At 55.6% G+C, this 14,486-nt stretch carries 11 protein-coding genes; 6 read left to right on the top strand and 5 right to left on the bottom strand.

Going from position 1 to position 14,486, the window contains the following annotated elements:
- Window positions 1-61 precede the first annotated feature (61 nt).
- Both ABDW13_RS02165 and ABDW13_RS02160 read right to left on the bottom strand, forming a co-directional pair.
- Window positions 62-2,161, bottom strand: coding sequence for a bifunctional diguanylate cyclase/phosphodiesterase (locus tag ABDW13_RS02165; protein ID WP_343550759.1), 2,100 nt, complete (start codon window positions 2,159-2,161; stop codon window positions 62-64).
- 155 nt (window positions 2,162-2,316) lie between these two features.
- Window positions 2,317-4,419, bottom strand: a complete 2,103-nt coding sequence (locus tag ABDW13_RS02160) for an EAL domain-containing protein (RefSeq protein ID WP_343550758.1) — start codon at window positions 4,417-4,419, stop codon at window positions 2,317-2,319.
- Between the two features lie 546 nt (window positions 4,420-4,965).
- Between ABDW13_RS02160 and ABDW13_RS02155 the strand changes: the two genes are divergently transcribed.
- The 5 genes from ABDW13_RS02155 to ABDW13_RS02135 are packed head-to-tail and all read left to right on the top strand — an operon-like array spanning window position 4,966 to window position 10,197.
- Window positions 4,966-5,535 (top strand): spore coat protein U domain-containing protein, encoded by a 570-nt coding sequence (locus ABDW13_RS02155; protein WP_343550757.1) that lies wholly within the window; start codon window positions 4,966-4,968, stop codon window positions 5,533-5,535.
- Window positions 5,536-5,578: 43 nt separating this feature from the next.
- Entirely contained in the window at window positions 5,579-6,073 is a 495-nt protein-coding gene (locus tag ABDW13_RS02150) for a spore coat U domain-containing protein (RefSeq protein ID WP_343550930.1), read from the top strand.
- A 28-nt stretch (window positions 6,074-6,101) separates the two neighbouring features.
- On the top strand, window positions 6,102-6,797 hold the full coding sequence (locus ABDW13_RS02145; RefSeq protein WP_343550756.1) for a molecular chaperone: 696 nt from the start codon (window positions 6,102-6,104) through the stop codon (window positions 6,795-6,797).
- Window positions 6,797-9,235 carry a fimbria/pilus outer membrane usher protein gene (locus tag ABDW13_RS02140; RefSeq protein ID WP_343550755.1) on the top strand — a complete coding sequence of 813 codons (2,439 nt, stop codon included), beginning with the start codon at window positions 6,797-6,799 and terminating at the stop codon, window positions 9,233-9,235. The genes ABDW13_RS02145 and ABDW13_RS02140 overlap by 1 nt, the downstream gene beginning before the upstream one ends.
- Window positions 9,232-10,197, top strand: coding sequence for a spore coat U domain-containing protein (locus ABDW13_RS02135; RefSeq protein WP_343550754.1), 966 nt, complete (start codon window positions 9,232-9,234; stop codon window positions 10,195-10,197). Before ABDW13_RS02140 ends, ABDW13_RS02135 begins: the two co-directional genes overlap by 4 nt.
- A gap of 105 nt (window positions 10,198-10,302) precedes the next feature.
- Here the strand turns inward: ABDW13_RS02135 and ABDW13_RS02130 are convergent, their stop codons facing one another.
- The 3 genes from ABDW13_RS02130 to exbB form a co-directional block, all read right to left on the bottom strand.
- Window positions 10,303-11,622 carry an MFS transporter gene (locus ABDW13_RS02130; RefSeq protein WP_343550753.1) on the bottom strand — a complete coding sequence of 440 codons (1,320 nt, stop codon included), beginning with the start codon at window positions 11,620-11,622 and terminating at the stop codon, window positions 10,303-10,305.
- Window positions 11,623-11,801: 179 nt separating this feature from the next.
- Window positions 11,802-12,224 carry a TonB system transport protein ExbD gene (gene exbD / locus ABDW13_RS02125; RefSeq protein ID WP_343550752.1) on the bottom strand — a complete coding sequence of 141 codons (423 nt, stop codon included), beginning with the start codon at window positions 12,222-12,224 and terminating at the stop codon, window positions 11,802-11,804.
- A 5-nt stretch (window positions 12,225-12,229) separates the two neighbouring features.
- Window positions 12,230-12,958: a tol-pal system-associated acyl-CoA thioesterase gene (gene exbB, locus ABDW13_RS02120; protein WP_343550929.1), complete on the bottom strand. Its 729-nt coding sequence runs from the start codon at window positions 12,956-12,958 to the stop codon at window positions 12,230-12,232.
- A gap of 260 nt (window positions 12,959-13,218) precedes the next feature.
- Here exbB and metC point away from each other — a divergent pair, with 260 nt between their 5' ends.
- The gene (gene metC, locus ABDW13_RS02115; RefSeq protein WP_343550751.1) at window positions 13,219-14,409 is read left to right on the top strand and encodes a cystathionine beta-lyase; all 1,191 of its coding nucleotides are present in this window, start codon (window positions 13,219-13,221) and stop codon (window positions 14,407-14,409) included.
- The last annotated feature ends 77 nt before the right edge of the window (window positions 14,410-14,486 follow it).

Below are 14,486 nucleotides of genomic sequence, written 5' to 3'. Positions count from 1 at the left end.
GGGAGAGGGAATGAATGCAGGGTGCAACTCTCCGGCAAGCGAGAGAGGGAATGAATAGGGATTAAGGCATGCGGATTAATTCAGCCTCGTTCTCTTCAACTGTAAAGAAGTTCGGCAGTTCACCAATACGCTCCGGCGGCACCGGTTTTCCCAGCAAATAGCCCTGCAAGGTGTCGCAGCCCAAACCGGTAAGAAACGCCTGTTGATCCTGGGTTTCCACCCCTTCGGCCACCACTTTGAGATCCAGCGATTGCGCCAGCGCCACAATCGCAGAAACGATGGTGGCATCTTCCGATTTGGCTTGCAGTTCGTTAACAAACGCGCGGTCGATTTTCAGTTCGCTGGCCGGTAAACGCTTGAGATAAAGCAAGCTGGAGTAACCGGTGCCAAAGTCATCAATCGAGGCTTTGACGCCCATATTGGTCAATTCGGTCAGGATGCGCACGCTCTCTTCCGGGTCGCGCATCGCGGTAGTTTCGGTCACTTCCAGCGTCAGTAATTCTGCCGGGATTTGATGCTGCGCCAGCGCCTGGGTGACAGTTTCCACCAGATTATTTTGCTCAAATTGCAGCGCCGACAGGTTCACCGCCACCGACCAATGTGGATGGCCTTGTAAATGCCAGGAACGCAGCTGGCGGCAGGCTTCGTTGATCACCCAATTACCGATGTTAATGATCATGCCGGTTTTCTCGGCCATCGGCAGGAAAGCATCGGGCGCCAGCAAACCGCGCGAGGGATGCTGCCAGCGCAGCAACGCTTCAAATCCGAGGATTGGGCCGCTCGGCGCGCAATATTTTGGCTGATAAAACAGGCGCAACTCTTGATTATCCAGCGCTTGCCACAGATCGTTATTCAGCTGTAACTGCGACTGCGCCAGCGTGTTCATCGACGGCTGGAAGAAGGTATAGCCGTTACGACCGTTGTTTTTGGTGTGATACATGGCGGCATCGGCGTTGAACATCAATTCACGCTCGTCTTTACCGTCGCCAGGATAGACCGCGATACCAATACTCAGCGATACCACCAACTCGTAACGCGAAATGTTGAATGGGCGATCCACTGCTTTCACCAGCGTATCAGCCACCGCGGCGGCATCGTTGGGATCGTCAATTTCCAGCAGCAAGACAAACTCATCGCCGCCCATACGCGCCAGTGTGTAGTGCCCTTTCATGTGGTCGGTCATACGCTCGGTAACACCGATCAACAAGTTGTCGCCGACGTGGTGACCAAACGCATCGTTGACCGCTTTGAAGCCGTCGAGATCCATGAACATCAGCGCGAACTGCGACTTCTCGCGGTTAGCTTTGTTGATGGCTTGTTCCAGGCGATCTTCCAACAGAATGCGGTTTGGCAGACGCGTTAAGTTATCGTGCAGCGCCAGTTGCGCCAGCTCACGGTTGGCTTCCGCCAGCGAATGGGCGAGGATCGAGGTGCGCGCCTGCATGCGTGCGTCGAGCATCGAAACCAGCAACGTGATGCCAAGGATCGACAGCGTCACCACGGTAACCACCACCGCCAGCCAGTTGCTGTTGACGCCCATATGCGTAGCGTGGCTGTGTTCTGGGAAGTTGGCCGCCGCCATACCGGTGTAATGCATGCCGGCAATCGCACAGCCCATCACCACCGAGGCGCCTAAACGCAGTATTGCGATGCGTCCATGCCCTTCACGCAGGTTAAACGCCAGCCACAACGCAGCACCCGACGCCACCAAAGCAATCGCCACCGAAGCCGCCACCCAGTTCCAGTTCCAGGTGATGCCCGGTGAAAACATCAGCGCCGCCATGCCGGTATAGTGCATTGCCACCACGCCAGAACCCAGCACGAATGCGCCGCCGCACAAGCGCCGCCACGGCAAGGTCGGCGTCGAACACACCAGCCACAAGGCGAATACCGACGCCAGCACCGCCACCACCATCGAGGTGACGGTCAGCGTTGGATCGTAACTCATCACCATGTCGAGACTCATCGACAGCATGCCGATGAAGTGCATCGCCCAAATGCCGACGCCCATGGCGAATCCACCGCCGAGTAACCAAACCAGCGCCACCTTGCCGGTTGAGGAGGCCACGCGTCCCGCCATATCCAGCGCGGTAAACGAAGCCAGCATCGCCACTAAAATCGAGACGATGACGGTGAACGAGTCGTACGAAGTCACTAACATAGTGATTTCCCAAGTTAAAGCCGTTGTAAGTCAGCTGTGGTGTTAACGAAAAAGATGAGATCTATTGGTTTTATAGTAGGAATATCGGCAGGATCGCTGCCGATTTGAGTCTTTGAACGATGAAACCTTCCGATGCGGAAGAAAATAAAAACTGTTTATTGCGCCCCTGCCAGCGGTACTACGTTGTCCGCAAAGGCTAACGGCATTTTAAGCGCAGCGGTAAATTCACCGATACGATCGGCCGGTGTTGGCTTGCCGAGCAAATATCCTTGCAGCGTGTCGAAACCCAAACCGGTGAGTAAACGCTGCTGCTCCTCGGTTTCGACGCCTTCCGCCACCATGCGCAAATTGAGCGTGCGTGCCAGCGTCAACATCGCCGTAACCACCGTGGCATCTTCGCTGTCGGCACGTAAGCTATTCACAAAGGCGCGATCAATTTTCAACTCACTGGCTTCCAAATGCCGCAAGTGCAGCAGATTGGCGTAACCGATGCCGAAATTATCAATCGCCACTTTGACGCCTAAGCGATGCAATTCAGCGATGCGCTCTTGGCTGAATTGCGGATCGCGCATCGCGATGTTCTCGGTAATCTCCAACATCAATGCGCCTTCCGGGATCTGAAAGCGTTGTAATGCCTGACGCAGGCTTTCGATCAAATCACGCTGCTGGAATTGCAGCGCCGAGAGATTCACCGACACACTCCAGTCGCGGTTACCTTCATCGTGCCACTGCTTGAGTTGACGACAGGCTTCGTTGATTACCCAATTGCCCAGCGCGACGATCTGCCCGGTCTTCTCTGCGCGCGCGAGGAACATATCCGGCATCAGTAATCCACGACGTGGATGTTGCCAGCGCAGTAGCGCCTCAAAGCCCATTAAAACCGTGCCTTCGGCGCGGAATTTGGGCTGATAGAACAGGCGCATTTCCTGATATTCCAGCGCGTTCCACAAATCATTAGCCAGCGCTAATTGATGCTGCGCCACCGCGCTCATCGCCGGTTCAAACAGGCTCCAACCGTTACGACCGCTGTGTTTGGTGTGATACATGGCGGAATCGGCGTTGAACATCATCTCTTGCTGGCTGCGACCGTGCAGCGGGAACACCACAATACCGACGCTGAGCGACACGCGCAGCGAATAGCGGTCGAGGTCAAACGGCGCATCAATCACCTGTACCAGTTTTTGTGCCAATGCCGCCGCCTGCAACGTATTACATTGTGGGCACAGCAACACGAACTCATCACCGCCAAGCCGCGCCAGCAGAATCTCTTCATCTAATTGCACGCGTAAACGTTCGGCGACGGCGATCAGTAAACGATCGCCAACATGATGACCCCAGGTATCGTTGACCGCTTTAAAGCCATCGAGATCCATGAACATCAGCGCAAAATTGCCATCTTCCAGCGTGGCCTGTTTGATCTGCTCGGTCAGTTTCTGTTCCAGCATCACGCGATTCGGCAGCGCGGTGAGATTGTCATGCATCGCCAACTGGCGCAGTTCACTGTTGGCACGTTTGAGCTTGGCTGCCAGGCGGGCGGCGCGCAGTTGCGCATCCAGCATTGAGATCAACAGCGTTAACCCTAAAATACTGAGCGTAATAATGGTCACCCATACCGCTAACCCTTCCTGGCTGGCACCGTGATGCTGCATGCTGCTCATGTTATGAAACTCAGCCGCCGCCATGCCGATGTAATGCATGCCCGCGATGGCAATTCCCATCACCAGCGCCGCGCAGGCGCGCATCATTAACAGCCCTTCGCCCTGACGCAGATGGAAAGCCAGCCACAGCGCCACGCCAGAGGCGGCATAGGCCACAATCACCGACAGCGATACTAGCCGATAATCCCAGCGAATCGCCGGTTCGATCAGCAAGGCGTTCATGCCGATAAAGTGCATCGCCACCACGCCGCTGCCGAGAATAATCGTGCCGCGTAATAGCCGACGTCGGGTGAGATGACTGCCGCGAACGCCCTGCGCCAACGCGAAAATCGACGCCACAATCGCCACCAGCAATGAGATGGCGGTGAGGGAAATGTCGTAGCGCATGGTCATCGGCATCATCATCGCCAGCATGCCAATAAAGTGCATCGCCCATACGCCGATGCCCATCGCCGTACCACCGCCGACTAACCACAATTTCGCGACGTAACCGCGCGATACGGCAACGCGCCCGGCGCTATCCAACGCAGTAAAGGCGGCGATAAACGCCACAATCAGTGAAACGGTAACCAGAACGCTATCCCAGGTAACCAGCAGCATGTGCGCTCCTAATTCTGCCCGCGGTAAAACGGGTGCTGTGTCGTTAAATTTGAACAAGGATGATAAGGCGCCGATTAGGGCAATTAATGACCACTTGCGGCACCGCTCAACAAAAATCCGCACCAGACAAATCTGGAGCTACGCGGCGAGTTATTTTTATTTTCATCGTCGGTCGTCGAGAGAAAAATTAATAATATCTGATTAATGCACGAACATAGCATTGAACCGAAGCGCGCGGTAGAGGGAGGAAACCTTGGTTGTTTAGTTTTTTTAACCGGTCGCCACCCCTTGTTATTACTGAGTTATCGGCGAAAAGCGTGAATTGATTAGTGAAAAAGTGAACCCCAGCCGCACAAGCGCTGATTTGCTGATCTATAGTAAAGAAAACTGATATAAATCATTAACCCACCATCTAAGAATTTTCTTAGGCGGTAGGCGCTTAGGTTGTCTGGCCGATTCCGGCTCTTGTTTGATTTCGGATGTGTTTTCATAAATGAATGACCAGGTGAAAAAGCACTGACCTTGGATAATCAGTAAGGAATGATTATGAAACTCAAGCTTTTTCTTGTGGCTACCAGCCTAAGCGCCGCGCTTGCTCCGACCGCTGTTTTTGCCGCCACCACAACGGGAACCATCAATGCCACGTTGACGTTGACCACCGGTTGTTTGGTCAACGGTCAATCCGCTACTACTGGGGTGAACTTCGGTACTCTGAACTTTGGTAGCAGCGCTGCCACCTTCGATACCCTAAACGCCACCCTGGTAGGCGCTGCCGGTAACGGTATTTTTGTGCGCTGCACCACTGGGCAAACGTTTAACGTGCAGGTCACCAGCAGTAACGCCGCACCGGCTACCGTGTTTGGTACGGTCAGCGGCCAACCGCGCTACCTGATCCTCGGCTCCAACAACACGCAAGGCATTGCTTATACGCTGTATAGCGACGCCGCGTTCACCACCGCCATCGCCAATAACACCAACATTGCCGCCAGCGGCACCACCGACCCAACGCTTGGCACCAACTACGCCATTTATGGTCGCGTGGTCGGCGGCGGCTTCAACCCGCTGATCCCAGCAGGTACTTATACCGACACCATTAATGTGGCGGTGAATTACTGAGGATCGTATCGGGGTAATCAGGGTGGCCGTGGTGCAGCGATGGATGCACAGTGCAGGCGGCCTGGCCCTGCTGATAGGGAGCGTCTCCGCTTGGGGGTTGCCGACTGCAACCTTTCAGGTGTCAGCATCAGTAGTGGCAGGCTGTGTCGTCTCCGGTACCAATACCGGAGTGTTTGGCACGCTTAATTTCGGCACCCAATCTGGCGTCGCCACCAGCAGCGTCAGCGCCAGCTATGTGCAAAGCACCACCATCACCCTTGCCTGCACGCCAGGCACCGCCGTGAGTATGAGCATCAATGGCGGATCGAATTACACCACCACGCGCAACCTCAAAATCGCCGGCAACACCAATACCGTACCGTACAGCTTGTACTCCAACGCGGCGCACTCCACCGCCATTCCGGTGAACAGCGCTGTGGCACTGAGTTACAGCAACGCCAATAACATTACTTTGCCGATTTACGGCCTATTAACCCTGCCCGGCCCAACGCGCGCCGGGACCTATACCGACACCTTAACCGTCACGCTGAGTTGGTGACGGCGTCAATAAGAAGGATAACTGAATCATGAGCCTGCGCGCCCTATTCCTGTTGCTACTCGTGGCCCTAACGCCCGCTGTCCACGCCGCTAATTCCTTGATGGTTTGGCCGATTGACCCGGCAATTGATCCGGATGAGAAAGCCAGCGAGCTATGGCTGGAGAATCGCGGTAACGCCACCACCATGATGCAAGTGCGCATCTTTAGCTGGCAGCAGGTTAACGGCCAGGAACAGTATCAAACCCAGCAACAAGTGGTGGCGAGTCCGCCGATGGTGCGCCTTGAACCAGGGCAAAAACAGTTGGTGCGTCTGATTAAACAAGCGCAGCCAGAAACCGGGCGCGAGATGTCGTATCGCGTGGTGTTGGATGAGATTCCTACACCGCGTACGCCGGGCGAAAATCAGGCCGGACTGACCTTCCAAATGCGTTATTCGGTGCCGCTGTTTGTCTATGGCAGCGGCGTAACGCGTGACAGCGCCAAGCCGCAACTGAGCTGGCATGAGGTGAACAGCGGCGGCAAACGCTATTTAGAGCTGACCAATCGCGGCAACGGTCACGCGCGGTTAAGCAACGTCACCATTGGTGGACGTCCGCTTGGCAACGGTTTGTTCGGCTATGTGCTGGCCAACAGCAGCAATCGCTGGCCGTTGAACAGCAGCGTGAGCGGCGAGCTTTCGGCCGAGATGAATAAAGGCCATTGGAGCAGCGCTGCCGCGCGTTGATGAAGTTAACGCCGCATCCTTGCGCGTTGGCGGTTGCCAGCGTGTTGTGTATCAGCCCGATGACCAGCAGCGCGGAGACCTTCTCCGAGCTGCCACCGCCGCCTGCGCTGGAGAATAATGCCAGCGGCCAGCAATACATGCTGGAACTGGTGGTGAACCAAGGTGAGCGTGGCGACATCGTGCCGGTAGAACGTAAGAATGGTGATTTCTGGCTACGTCGCGGCGATTTGCAACGTGCCGGGATTCCAGCGGACAAACTGCAAGGCCAGCAGATCGATGTCAATCAGCTGAGCGGCGCAAAAGTGGAGTACGACGAACGCCGTCAGCGGCTGCTGCTGACGGTGCCGCCGGGCTGGTTGCCGAGCCAGACCATCGGCCAGGCCAGCACCAATGCGCCACGCTTTCCCGGTCGCGCCAGTAACGGCGCTCTGCTCAATTATGATTTCTACGCCACGCACACCGACAACGCAGGTTCTCGCCTTTCCAGTTGGAATGAGCTGCGCTTCTTCGGCCCGCTTGGGCAATTCTCGACCAATGGCGTTTACGTGCAGCAACTGGAAGGCGGCGTAGCGGGCCAGCAGGAAGGCTATATTCGCTACGATACCTGGTTTAGCAATGAGAACGAGAACGCCGCCATCAGCTGGCGCGCCGGGGATTTGGTCACTGATGCGTTGAGCTGGAGTAACAGCGTGCGCCTCGGCGGAATCCAGGTTGGTCGTGATTTCAGCGTGCGACCCGATTTAGTCACGTATCCGCTGCCAGCGTTTTCCGGTCAGGCGGCGGTGCCTTCGTCGGTCGATCTGTTTATCAACGGCTATCGCAGCGCGAATGCCGATGTGCAGCCGGGTCCGTGGTCACTCACCAACGTGCCGTTCGTTAATGGCGCGGGTGATGCGGTGATCACCACCACCGATGCGGTTGGCCGACAAATCACCACCACGCTGCCGTTTTACGTCTCCAGCAGCTTGCTGAAACAAGGATTATCCGATTATTCGTTCTCTGCCGGCGCCATCCGCGAAAATTACGGCGTACAGAATTTTGATTACGGTGCGGCGGCGGCCAGCGGTTCGTATCGTTACGGCCTTAACGACTGGTTAACGTTGGAGAGCCACGCGGAAGGCAGCAGCAGCGTAGCGATGGGCGGCGCGGGCGGATTGGTGAAACTCGGCAGTTGGGGGGTGATCAACGGCGCGTTGGCGCAGAGCCAAATGGATGGCAATCCTGGCACGCAATACAGTTGGGGTTATCAGTACAACAACAGTTGGTTCAGCCTCGGCACGCAACACATCCTGCGCAGCGCCGATTTCGGCAACCTTGCGCTGGTCGGCAGCCGTGGCGATAACGCCAACACCAGTTATTCGCTGGCGCGCCGCAGTGCGCAGTACACCGCCAGCGTGTCACTGAATGAATATGGCAGCCTCGGCCTGGCCTATTTCGATATCTCCGGCGGCAACGGCGATCGCACCCGCTTAATGAATCTGTCGTGGAGTAAAAATCTGTGGGGTAATAGCAGCTTGTATATCTCGGCTAGCCGCGATCAGGAACAGGGCGACTGGAGCGGCGCGATTTCGCTGGTGATTCCGTTCGGTGAACAGAGCAGCGCGTCAATCAGCACCGAGCGCGATCAGCAGGGCAACAATAATCAGCGCCTGTATGTGTCGCGAGCCATGCCGACCGACGGCGGCTTCTCGTATGACGCGGCGTGGGCCAATCAAGGCAGCGACAGCGGCGATTATCGTCAGGCCAGCTTGCGCTATCGCAACAACAAGATTGATACCTCAGCCGGATTCTATGGCGATGACGACAACACCACGCAATGGGCCGATTTCACCGGCTCGCTGGTGCTGATGGATAACCGCGTGTTCGCAGCCAATGACATCAACGATGCGTTTGTGGTGGTGAAAACCGATTATCCGGATGTCACGGTGCGTTATGAAAACCAGGCAATGGGCCGCACCGATAAACAAGGCTATTTGCTGGTGCCGTCGATCAGCAGCTATTACGGCGCGAAGTACGACATTGATACGCTGGATTTACCCGCTGATCGCACTGCGCCCAAAGTGGAGCAGCGTTTTGCCGTGAAGCGCAAAAGCGGTTACCTGCTGAATTTCCCGGTTGAACGTCTGCGCGCCGCCAGCGTGGTACTGCATGACCGTAACGGTCAGCCGCTGCCGATTTCCAGCCAGGTATTGCGTCCGAATCAGGCCACCGAATATGTCGGCTGGGATGGCATTGTGTGGATGGAAAATCTCAGCGCCGATAACCCGATTCACGTCTCGACGCCGGATGGACGCAGTTGCGATACGCAGCTGACCATCGCCGACGGTCAGCCCAAAGCGCTGCAAACTTACGGGCCGCTAACCTGCGATCTGCCGCCGCCTCCGGCCGGATCCGCCGTCAGTAATGCCGATAATTCACAGTCAGGGATTTCACCATGAAAAAGCTTCTGCTATTGCTGACGCTATTGTTGCTGCCCGGCTTGGGCTATGCGGCTTGTGGTTTGACTGCGCCAACCGCCACCTTTGGCTCGGTCACCACCTTTTCCGTTGGCTCAACGGTGAATACCACGTCCAGCACCACCAACGTTAACTGCGGCACCGGCGGACTTTCGCTGCTGGGCACCGATTACGTGGCGTATGCTTTTACCACCGCCAGCAATCTCACCGGCACGCGTGCCACGCTGAAAACCGCCAGCGGCGGCACCGATAACATTCCGATCCAGATGTGCATCGATAGCGCCTGCGCCACCGAATTACAACAGGGCGGCAGCTATCGCTGGAGTTCGTCATCACTGCTGGCATTGGGCAATAGTCTCAACTTCAATATCCCGCTCTATTTCCGCACCGTGCCCGGCCAGGTGATTGCGGCGGGCACTTACACCACTACGATTACGCTCAGCGTGAGTTATAACGTTTGTGCGGGGTTAAACGTTGCCGGTGCCTGTGTGGGAACGGTGCAATCCAGCACCGGCACGGCGATGCCGATTACGGTGAATTTGGTGGTGACCAACGATTGCACCACGATTACGGCACCTAACGTCAGCTTTGGCAGCGCGCCGTTGGTCGGCCAGTTCTCTACCATTCAGCAAACCATCAATGTGGTGTGCTCGAAAGGCAGCACTTATACCGTGGGATTGAGCAATGGCAGCTACTACAGCGGCACCACGCGGCAAATGGCCAGCGGCACCAATCGATTGGCGTATGACATTTATAAAGGTACGACCACCACTTCGCGCTGGGGACCGACCGGCACCGATCGCTGGAGCAGCACCACCTCGAGTTCGATTAATGCGGATACCGTGACGCGTAATTTCATCTATACCGCGCAGATTCTGACGACACAGAACACGCCCGCGGCGGGGAATTATACCGATAGCGTGGTGGTGGATTTGTCGTTTTAGCGTGGGTGCTGGAGAAGAAGGGTGCTCGCTGGGGAAAAAGGTGCGCGCGGTCCCTCATCCCAACCTTCTCCCGCACGCGGGAGAAGGGGCAGATCGAGCACTATTTTAAACGGGATTAGGGTGAGCGGAAGCGTGCTGCGCTTGATACTGTTTCACCATGCGGCCAATCAGCAATGTACCAACCAATCCGCACACCGCCGCGAACGACAGCCACACGCCCGGCATCGCTTTATCGCCGGTGGCATGAATCAGGTAGCTTGAAACCGCAGGCGTAAAGCCGCCAAACAGCGCGGTTGCCAGGCTGTAGGCCAACGAGAAACCGGAGGCGCGCACTTCTGCTGGCATGATCTCAGCCAGATACACCACCATCGCACCGTTGTAGCTGGCATACAGGAATGACAGCCACAGTTCGGCTTCCACCAGATGCGCGAAGGTTGCCGATCCCACCAGCCAATGCAGCACCGGCCAGGTGGTGACGATCATCAGAATGGTGCAAACGATCAGCAACGGACGGCGGCCAATGCGATCGGAAAGCGCGCCCATCACCGGCAGCCAAAACAGGTTCGAAATCCCGACAAACAGCGTCACAAGGAAGCTCTCTTTGTCGCTCATCATCAGTACCGTTTTACCGAATGTCGGGGTAAATGCGGTGATCATGTAGAACATCACGGTGGTGGTGACCACCATCAGCATGCCCGCTAATACCAACGCCCAGTTCTGTCCCACCGAGCGCATAATCTGGCTCATAGAAGGATGGTGTTTACGCTGGCTGAACGCTTCGGTCTCTTCCAGCATGCGGCGAATGTAGAACAGGAACGGCACGATCATACAACCGACCACGAACGGAATACGCCAGCCCCATTCGGTGACCGCGTCTTTCGCTAACAGATGGTTTAGACCTAATCCCAGCAGCGCCGCGAAGATTACCGCGACTTGTTGACTGCCGGATTGCCAGCTGACGTAGAAGCCTTTGCGCCCTTTTGGCGCCACTTCCGCCAGATACACCGACACGCCGCCCAACTCGACACCGGCCGAGAAACCTTGCAGCAAACGACCGAGCAGAATCAGGATGGGCGCAGCCGCGCCTAAAGTGGCGTAACCCGGCACCAGCGCAATGGTGAGCGTACCAATCGCCATTAATCCCAGCGTCAGCAACAGCCCTTTGCGGCGACCGTGATGATCGATGTACGCGCCGAGGATAATCGCGCCGAGCGGACGCATCAGGAAGCCCGCGCCAAAGGTCATCAGCGTGAGCATTAAGGAGGCAAAGGGATCATCTCCGGGGAAAAAGGTTTTGGCGATCGCCGTAGCGTAATAGCCAAACACCATGAAATCGTACATCTCAAGGAAGTTACCGCTGGTAACGCTAAAGATAGTTTTGGCACCGCCCTGCGATGACTTTTGTAAAGAGTGACTCGAGCTCATATTGTCCTTCCTGGGTTTTTCCCCCGTTGTAGCCTGCGGAGCCAGGAATAGATGTGATCTTGTTCACCATTGCAGTTTACAAAAGTACGACCAAGAGTAACAAAAAATTAACAAATCGAATCAGGCATAAAAAAAGGCCGCCGTGAATGGCGACCGATTACGAGTTGAGGAGTGGAAAATTACTTCTTAACTGTTTCCATGCCCATCAAGCCGATCTTCAGATATCCGGCTTCGCGCAGTTGATCCATCACTTCCATCAAGGTGGCGTAATCCACGGATTTATCCGCCTGGAAGAAGATGGTGGTGTCTTTCTTGCCTTCGGTCTGCGCCGTCAGCACGTTCACCAGCGTATCTTTGGTTACCGCGTCGTTACCGATGTAAATCTGCTTATCTTCTTTGATCGAGAGATAAACCGGTTTTTCCGGACGCGGCTGCGGTGCGCTGGTGGAGGCAGGCAGATTCACTCGCACATCAACCGTGGCTAATGGCGCGGCAACCATGAAGATGATCAGCAGAACCAACATGACATCGATAAACGGCGTCACGTTGATTTCGTGCATTTCGCCATCGCCAACCGAGTCATCGTTTAAACGCATCGCCATAATACTTATCCTACGCGCAGTTTCTGTGCCGCCGCCGGACGGTTGGCTTCTTTCGCGGTATCAACGTTGCCGAGATCCAGATCACGGCTTTGCAGCAACATCACTTGCGCGGCAACATCGCCCAATGAGGCTTTGTAGCTGGCAATCATACGGGCGAAGACGTTGTAGATGACTACCGCAGGAATCGCGGCAACCAGGCCAATGGCAGTAGCTAACAGCGCTTCGGCGATGCCCGGCGCAACTACAGCGAGGTTAGTGGTTTGCGTTTTCGCGATACCGATAAAGCTGTTCATGATGCCCCAAACGGTACCAAACAGGCCGATAAACGGTGCGACGGAACCGATGGTGGCCAGGAAACCGTTGCCGCGACCGGCATGACGGCTAAACGCCGCGACGCGACGATCAAGGCGGAAGCTGGTGCGCTCTTTAATGCCATCCAGATCTTCAGCACCCGCTGAGAGTTCCAGCTCATTCTTCGCATCATTGAGCAGTACAGCGCTGTGGCTGTTGCCTTTGAAGTTTTCAGCAGCACGGTAAGCATCGTTTAACGATCGGGCTTCGCCCAGCGCTTGGTGTTCGCGTTTCAGACGACGCTTCGCCCCGCTGAGTTCAGCATATTTGCCGAAGAAAATCGCCCAGGTGACGACCGACGCCAATAGCAGGCCAATCATCACAATCTTTACCACGATATCGGCATGCTGATACATGCCCCAAACGGAGAGGTCCGTTTGCATCAAATCACTGGCTACCACGCTGCATCTCCAACTTCTGTTGCACAGTTCACGATTGAAGCGCGGATCATAGCAAAAAAAACGACCGAAGTGATAGTGGTTCTCATTACTATTTACAAACCAAAAATGTCATTCAATCCCACAATTTAGCTGATGTTTTGCGCAATACTGGCCTCACTCTGATAATCAGTAATCAGGCTCAACCCCGTTCGCGGATTCGTGGTAACGTGGATGTTTTGTGGGAAATGTCAGGATAGGCAGTGATGGCAACGAAAAAAATTGATACCCAGCTTGTCACAGCGGGACGCAGTAAACGTTACACGCAAGGCTCAGTTAACAGCGTGATTCAACGCGCCTCCTCTCTGGTTTTTGACTCCGTCGCCGACAAAAAGCGCGCCACTGCCGGTCGTGCGCAAGGCGAACTGTTTTATGGTCGTCGCGGCACCCTCACCCATTTCTCGCTGCAAGATGCGATGACCGAACTGGAAGGCGGTGCCGGTTGTGCGCTGTATCCATGCGGTGCGGCGGCGGTTTCCAACGCCATTTTGTCCTTCGTCGAAGCCGGCGACCATATTCTGGTCAGCGGCGCGGTGTACGAGCCGACCCAAGATTTCTGCTCTAAAATTCTCAGCAAGCTGAACGTGGCCACCACTTACTTTGATCACTGCATTGGCAGCGAAATTGGTGAGCTGGTTCAGCCGAATACGCGCGTGGTGTTCCTTGAATCCCCGGCGTCGATCACCATGGAAGTACAGGATATTCCGGCCATTGTTGCTGCCGTGCGCGCTAAAGCGCCTGACGCCATTATCATGATCGATAATACCTGGGCGGCGGGCGTGTTGTTTAACGCGCTGGAGCATGGCATCGATATTTCGATTCAGGCTGGCACCAAATACATTATTGGTCACAGCGACGCGATGATCGGTACTGCGGTAGCCAATGAACGCTGCTGGGCGCAACTGCGTGAAAATTCATATCTGATGGGCCAAATGGTCGATGCCGATACCGCTTATATGGCAAGCCGTGGCCTGCGCACGCTGGGCACGCGTTTACGTCAGCATGAAGAGAGCGGTTTGCAGGTGGCAGAATGGCTGGCAGCACAGCCGGAAGTGGCGCGCGTCAATCATCCGGCATTGGCGCAGTGTAAAGGCCACGCATTCTGGCAGCGCGATTTCAGCGGCAGCAGCGGTTTGTTCTCCTTTATCTTGCACGAGAAATTGAGCCCTGAGCAGCTGGCGCATTATCTCGACCACTTCCATCACTTCAGCATGGCCTATTCGTGGGGCGGCTATGAATCGCTGATTCTGGCCAATCAGCCCGAAGAGTTGGCGGCGATTCGCCCGGCGGGCGGCGTTGATTTTACCGGCACCTTGGTGCGTCTGCACATCGGCCTTGAACATGTCGATGATTTACTGGCTGACCTTAAAGCCGGCTTTGCACGCTTAAGAAATTAAACAGAAGGTAAACCACGCTGTGGCGGCGTAGAGAGATCAACGAATGCCATGCCACAGAAGGTTAAAATAGAATCCTT

Origin of the sequence: Pantoea sp., from assembly GCF_039594315.1 — a bacterium.
GTDB lineage: Bacteria > Pseudomonadota > Gammaproteobacteria > Enterobacterales > Enterobacteriaceae > Pantoea.
Note: the sequence above shows the minus strand (reverse complement) of the source record. Positions and strands in the feature narration are given on the sequence as shown.

Excerpts from the sequence above, each read along its gene's own strand:
- ABDW13_RS02150 (WP_343550930.1), top strand. The coding sequence starts at position 5,579 with ATGCACAGTGCAGGCGGCCTGGCCCTGCTGATAGGGAGCGTCTCCGCT.
- ABDW13_RS02160 (WP_343550758.1), bottom strand. The coding sequence starts at position 4,419 with ATGCTGCTGGTTACCTGGGATAGCGTTCTGGTTACCGTTTCACTGATT.
- ABDW13_RS02145 (WP_343550756.1), top strand. The coding sequence starts at position 6,102 with ATGAGCCTGCGCGCCCTATTCCTGTTGCTACTCGTGGCCCTAACGCCC.
- ABDW13_RS02155 (WP_343550757.1), top strand. The coding sequence starts at position 4,966 with ATGAAACTCAAGCTTTTTCTTGTGGCTACCAGCCTAAGCGCCGCGCTT.
- metC (WP_343550751.1), top strand. The coding sequence starts at position 13,219 with ATGGCAACGAAAAAAATTGATACCCAGCTTGTCACAGCGGGACGCAGT.
- ABDW13_RS02165 (WP_343550759.1), bottom strand. The coding sequence starts at position 2,161 with ATGTTAGTGACTTCGTACGACTCGTTCACCGTCATCGTCTCGATTTTA.
- exbD (WP_343550752.1), bottom strand. The coding sequence starts at position 12,224 with ATGGCGATGCGTTTAAACGATGACTCGGTTGGCGATGGCGAAATGCAC.
- exbB (WP_343550929.1), bottom strand. The coding sequence starts at position 12,958 with ATGCAAACGGACCTCTCCGTTTGGGGCATGTATCAGCATGCCGATATC.
- ABDW13_RS02140 (WP_343550755.1), top strand. The coding sequence starts at position 6,797 with ATGAAGTTAACGCCGCATCCTTGCGCGTTGGCGGTTGCCAGCGTGTTG.
- ABDW13_RS02135 (WP_343550754.1), top strand. The coding sequence starts at position 9,232 with ATGAAAAAGCTTCTGCTATTGCTGACGCTATTGTTGCTGCCCGGCTTG.
- ABDW13_RS02130 (WP_343550753.1), bottom strand. The coding sequence starts at position 11,622 with ATGAGCTCGAGTCACTCTTTACAAAAGTCATCGCAGGGCGGTGCCAAA.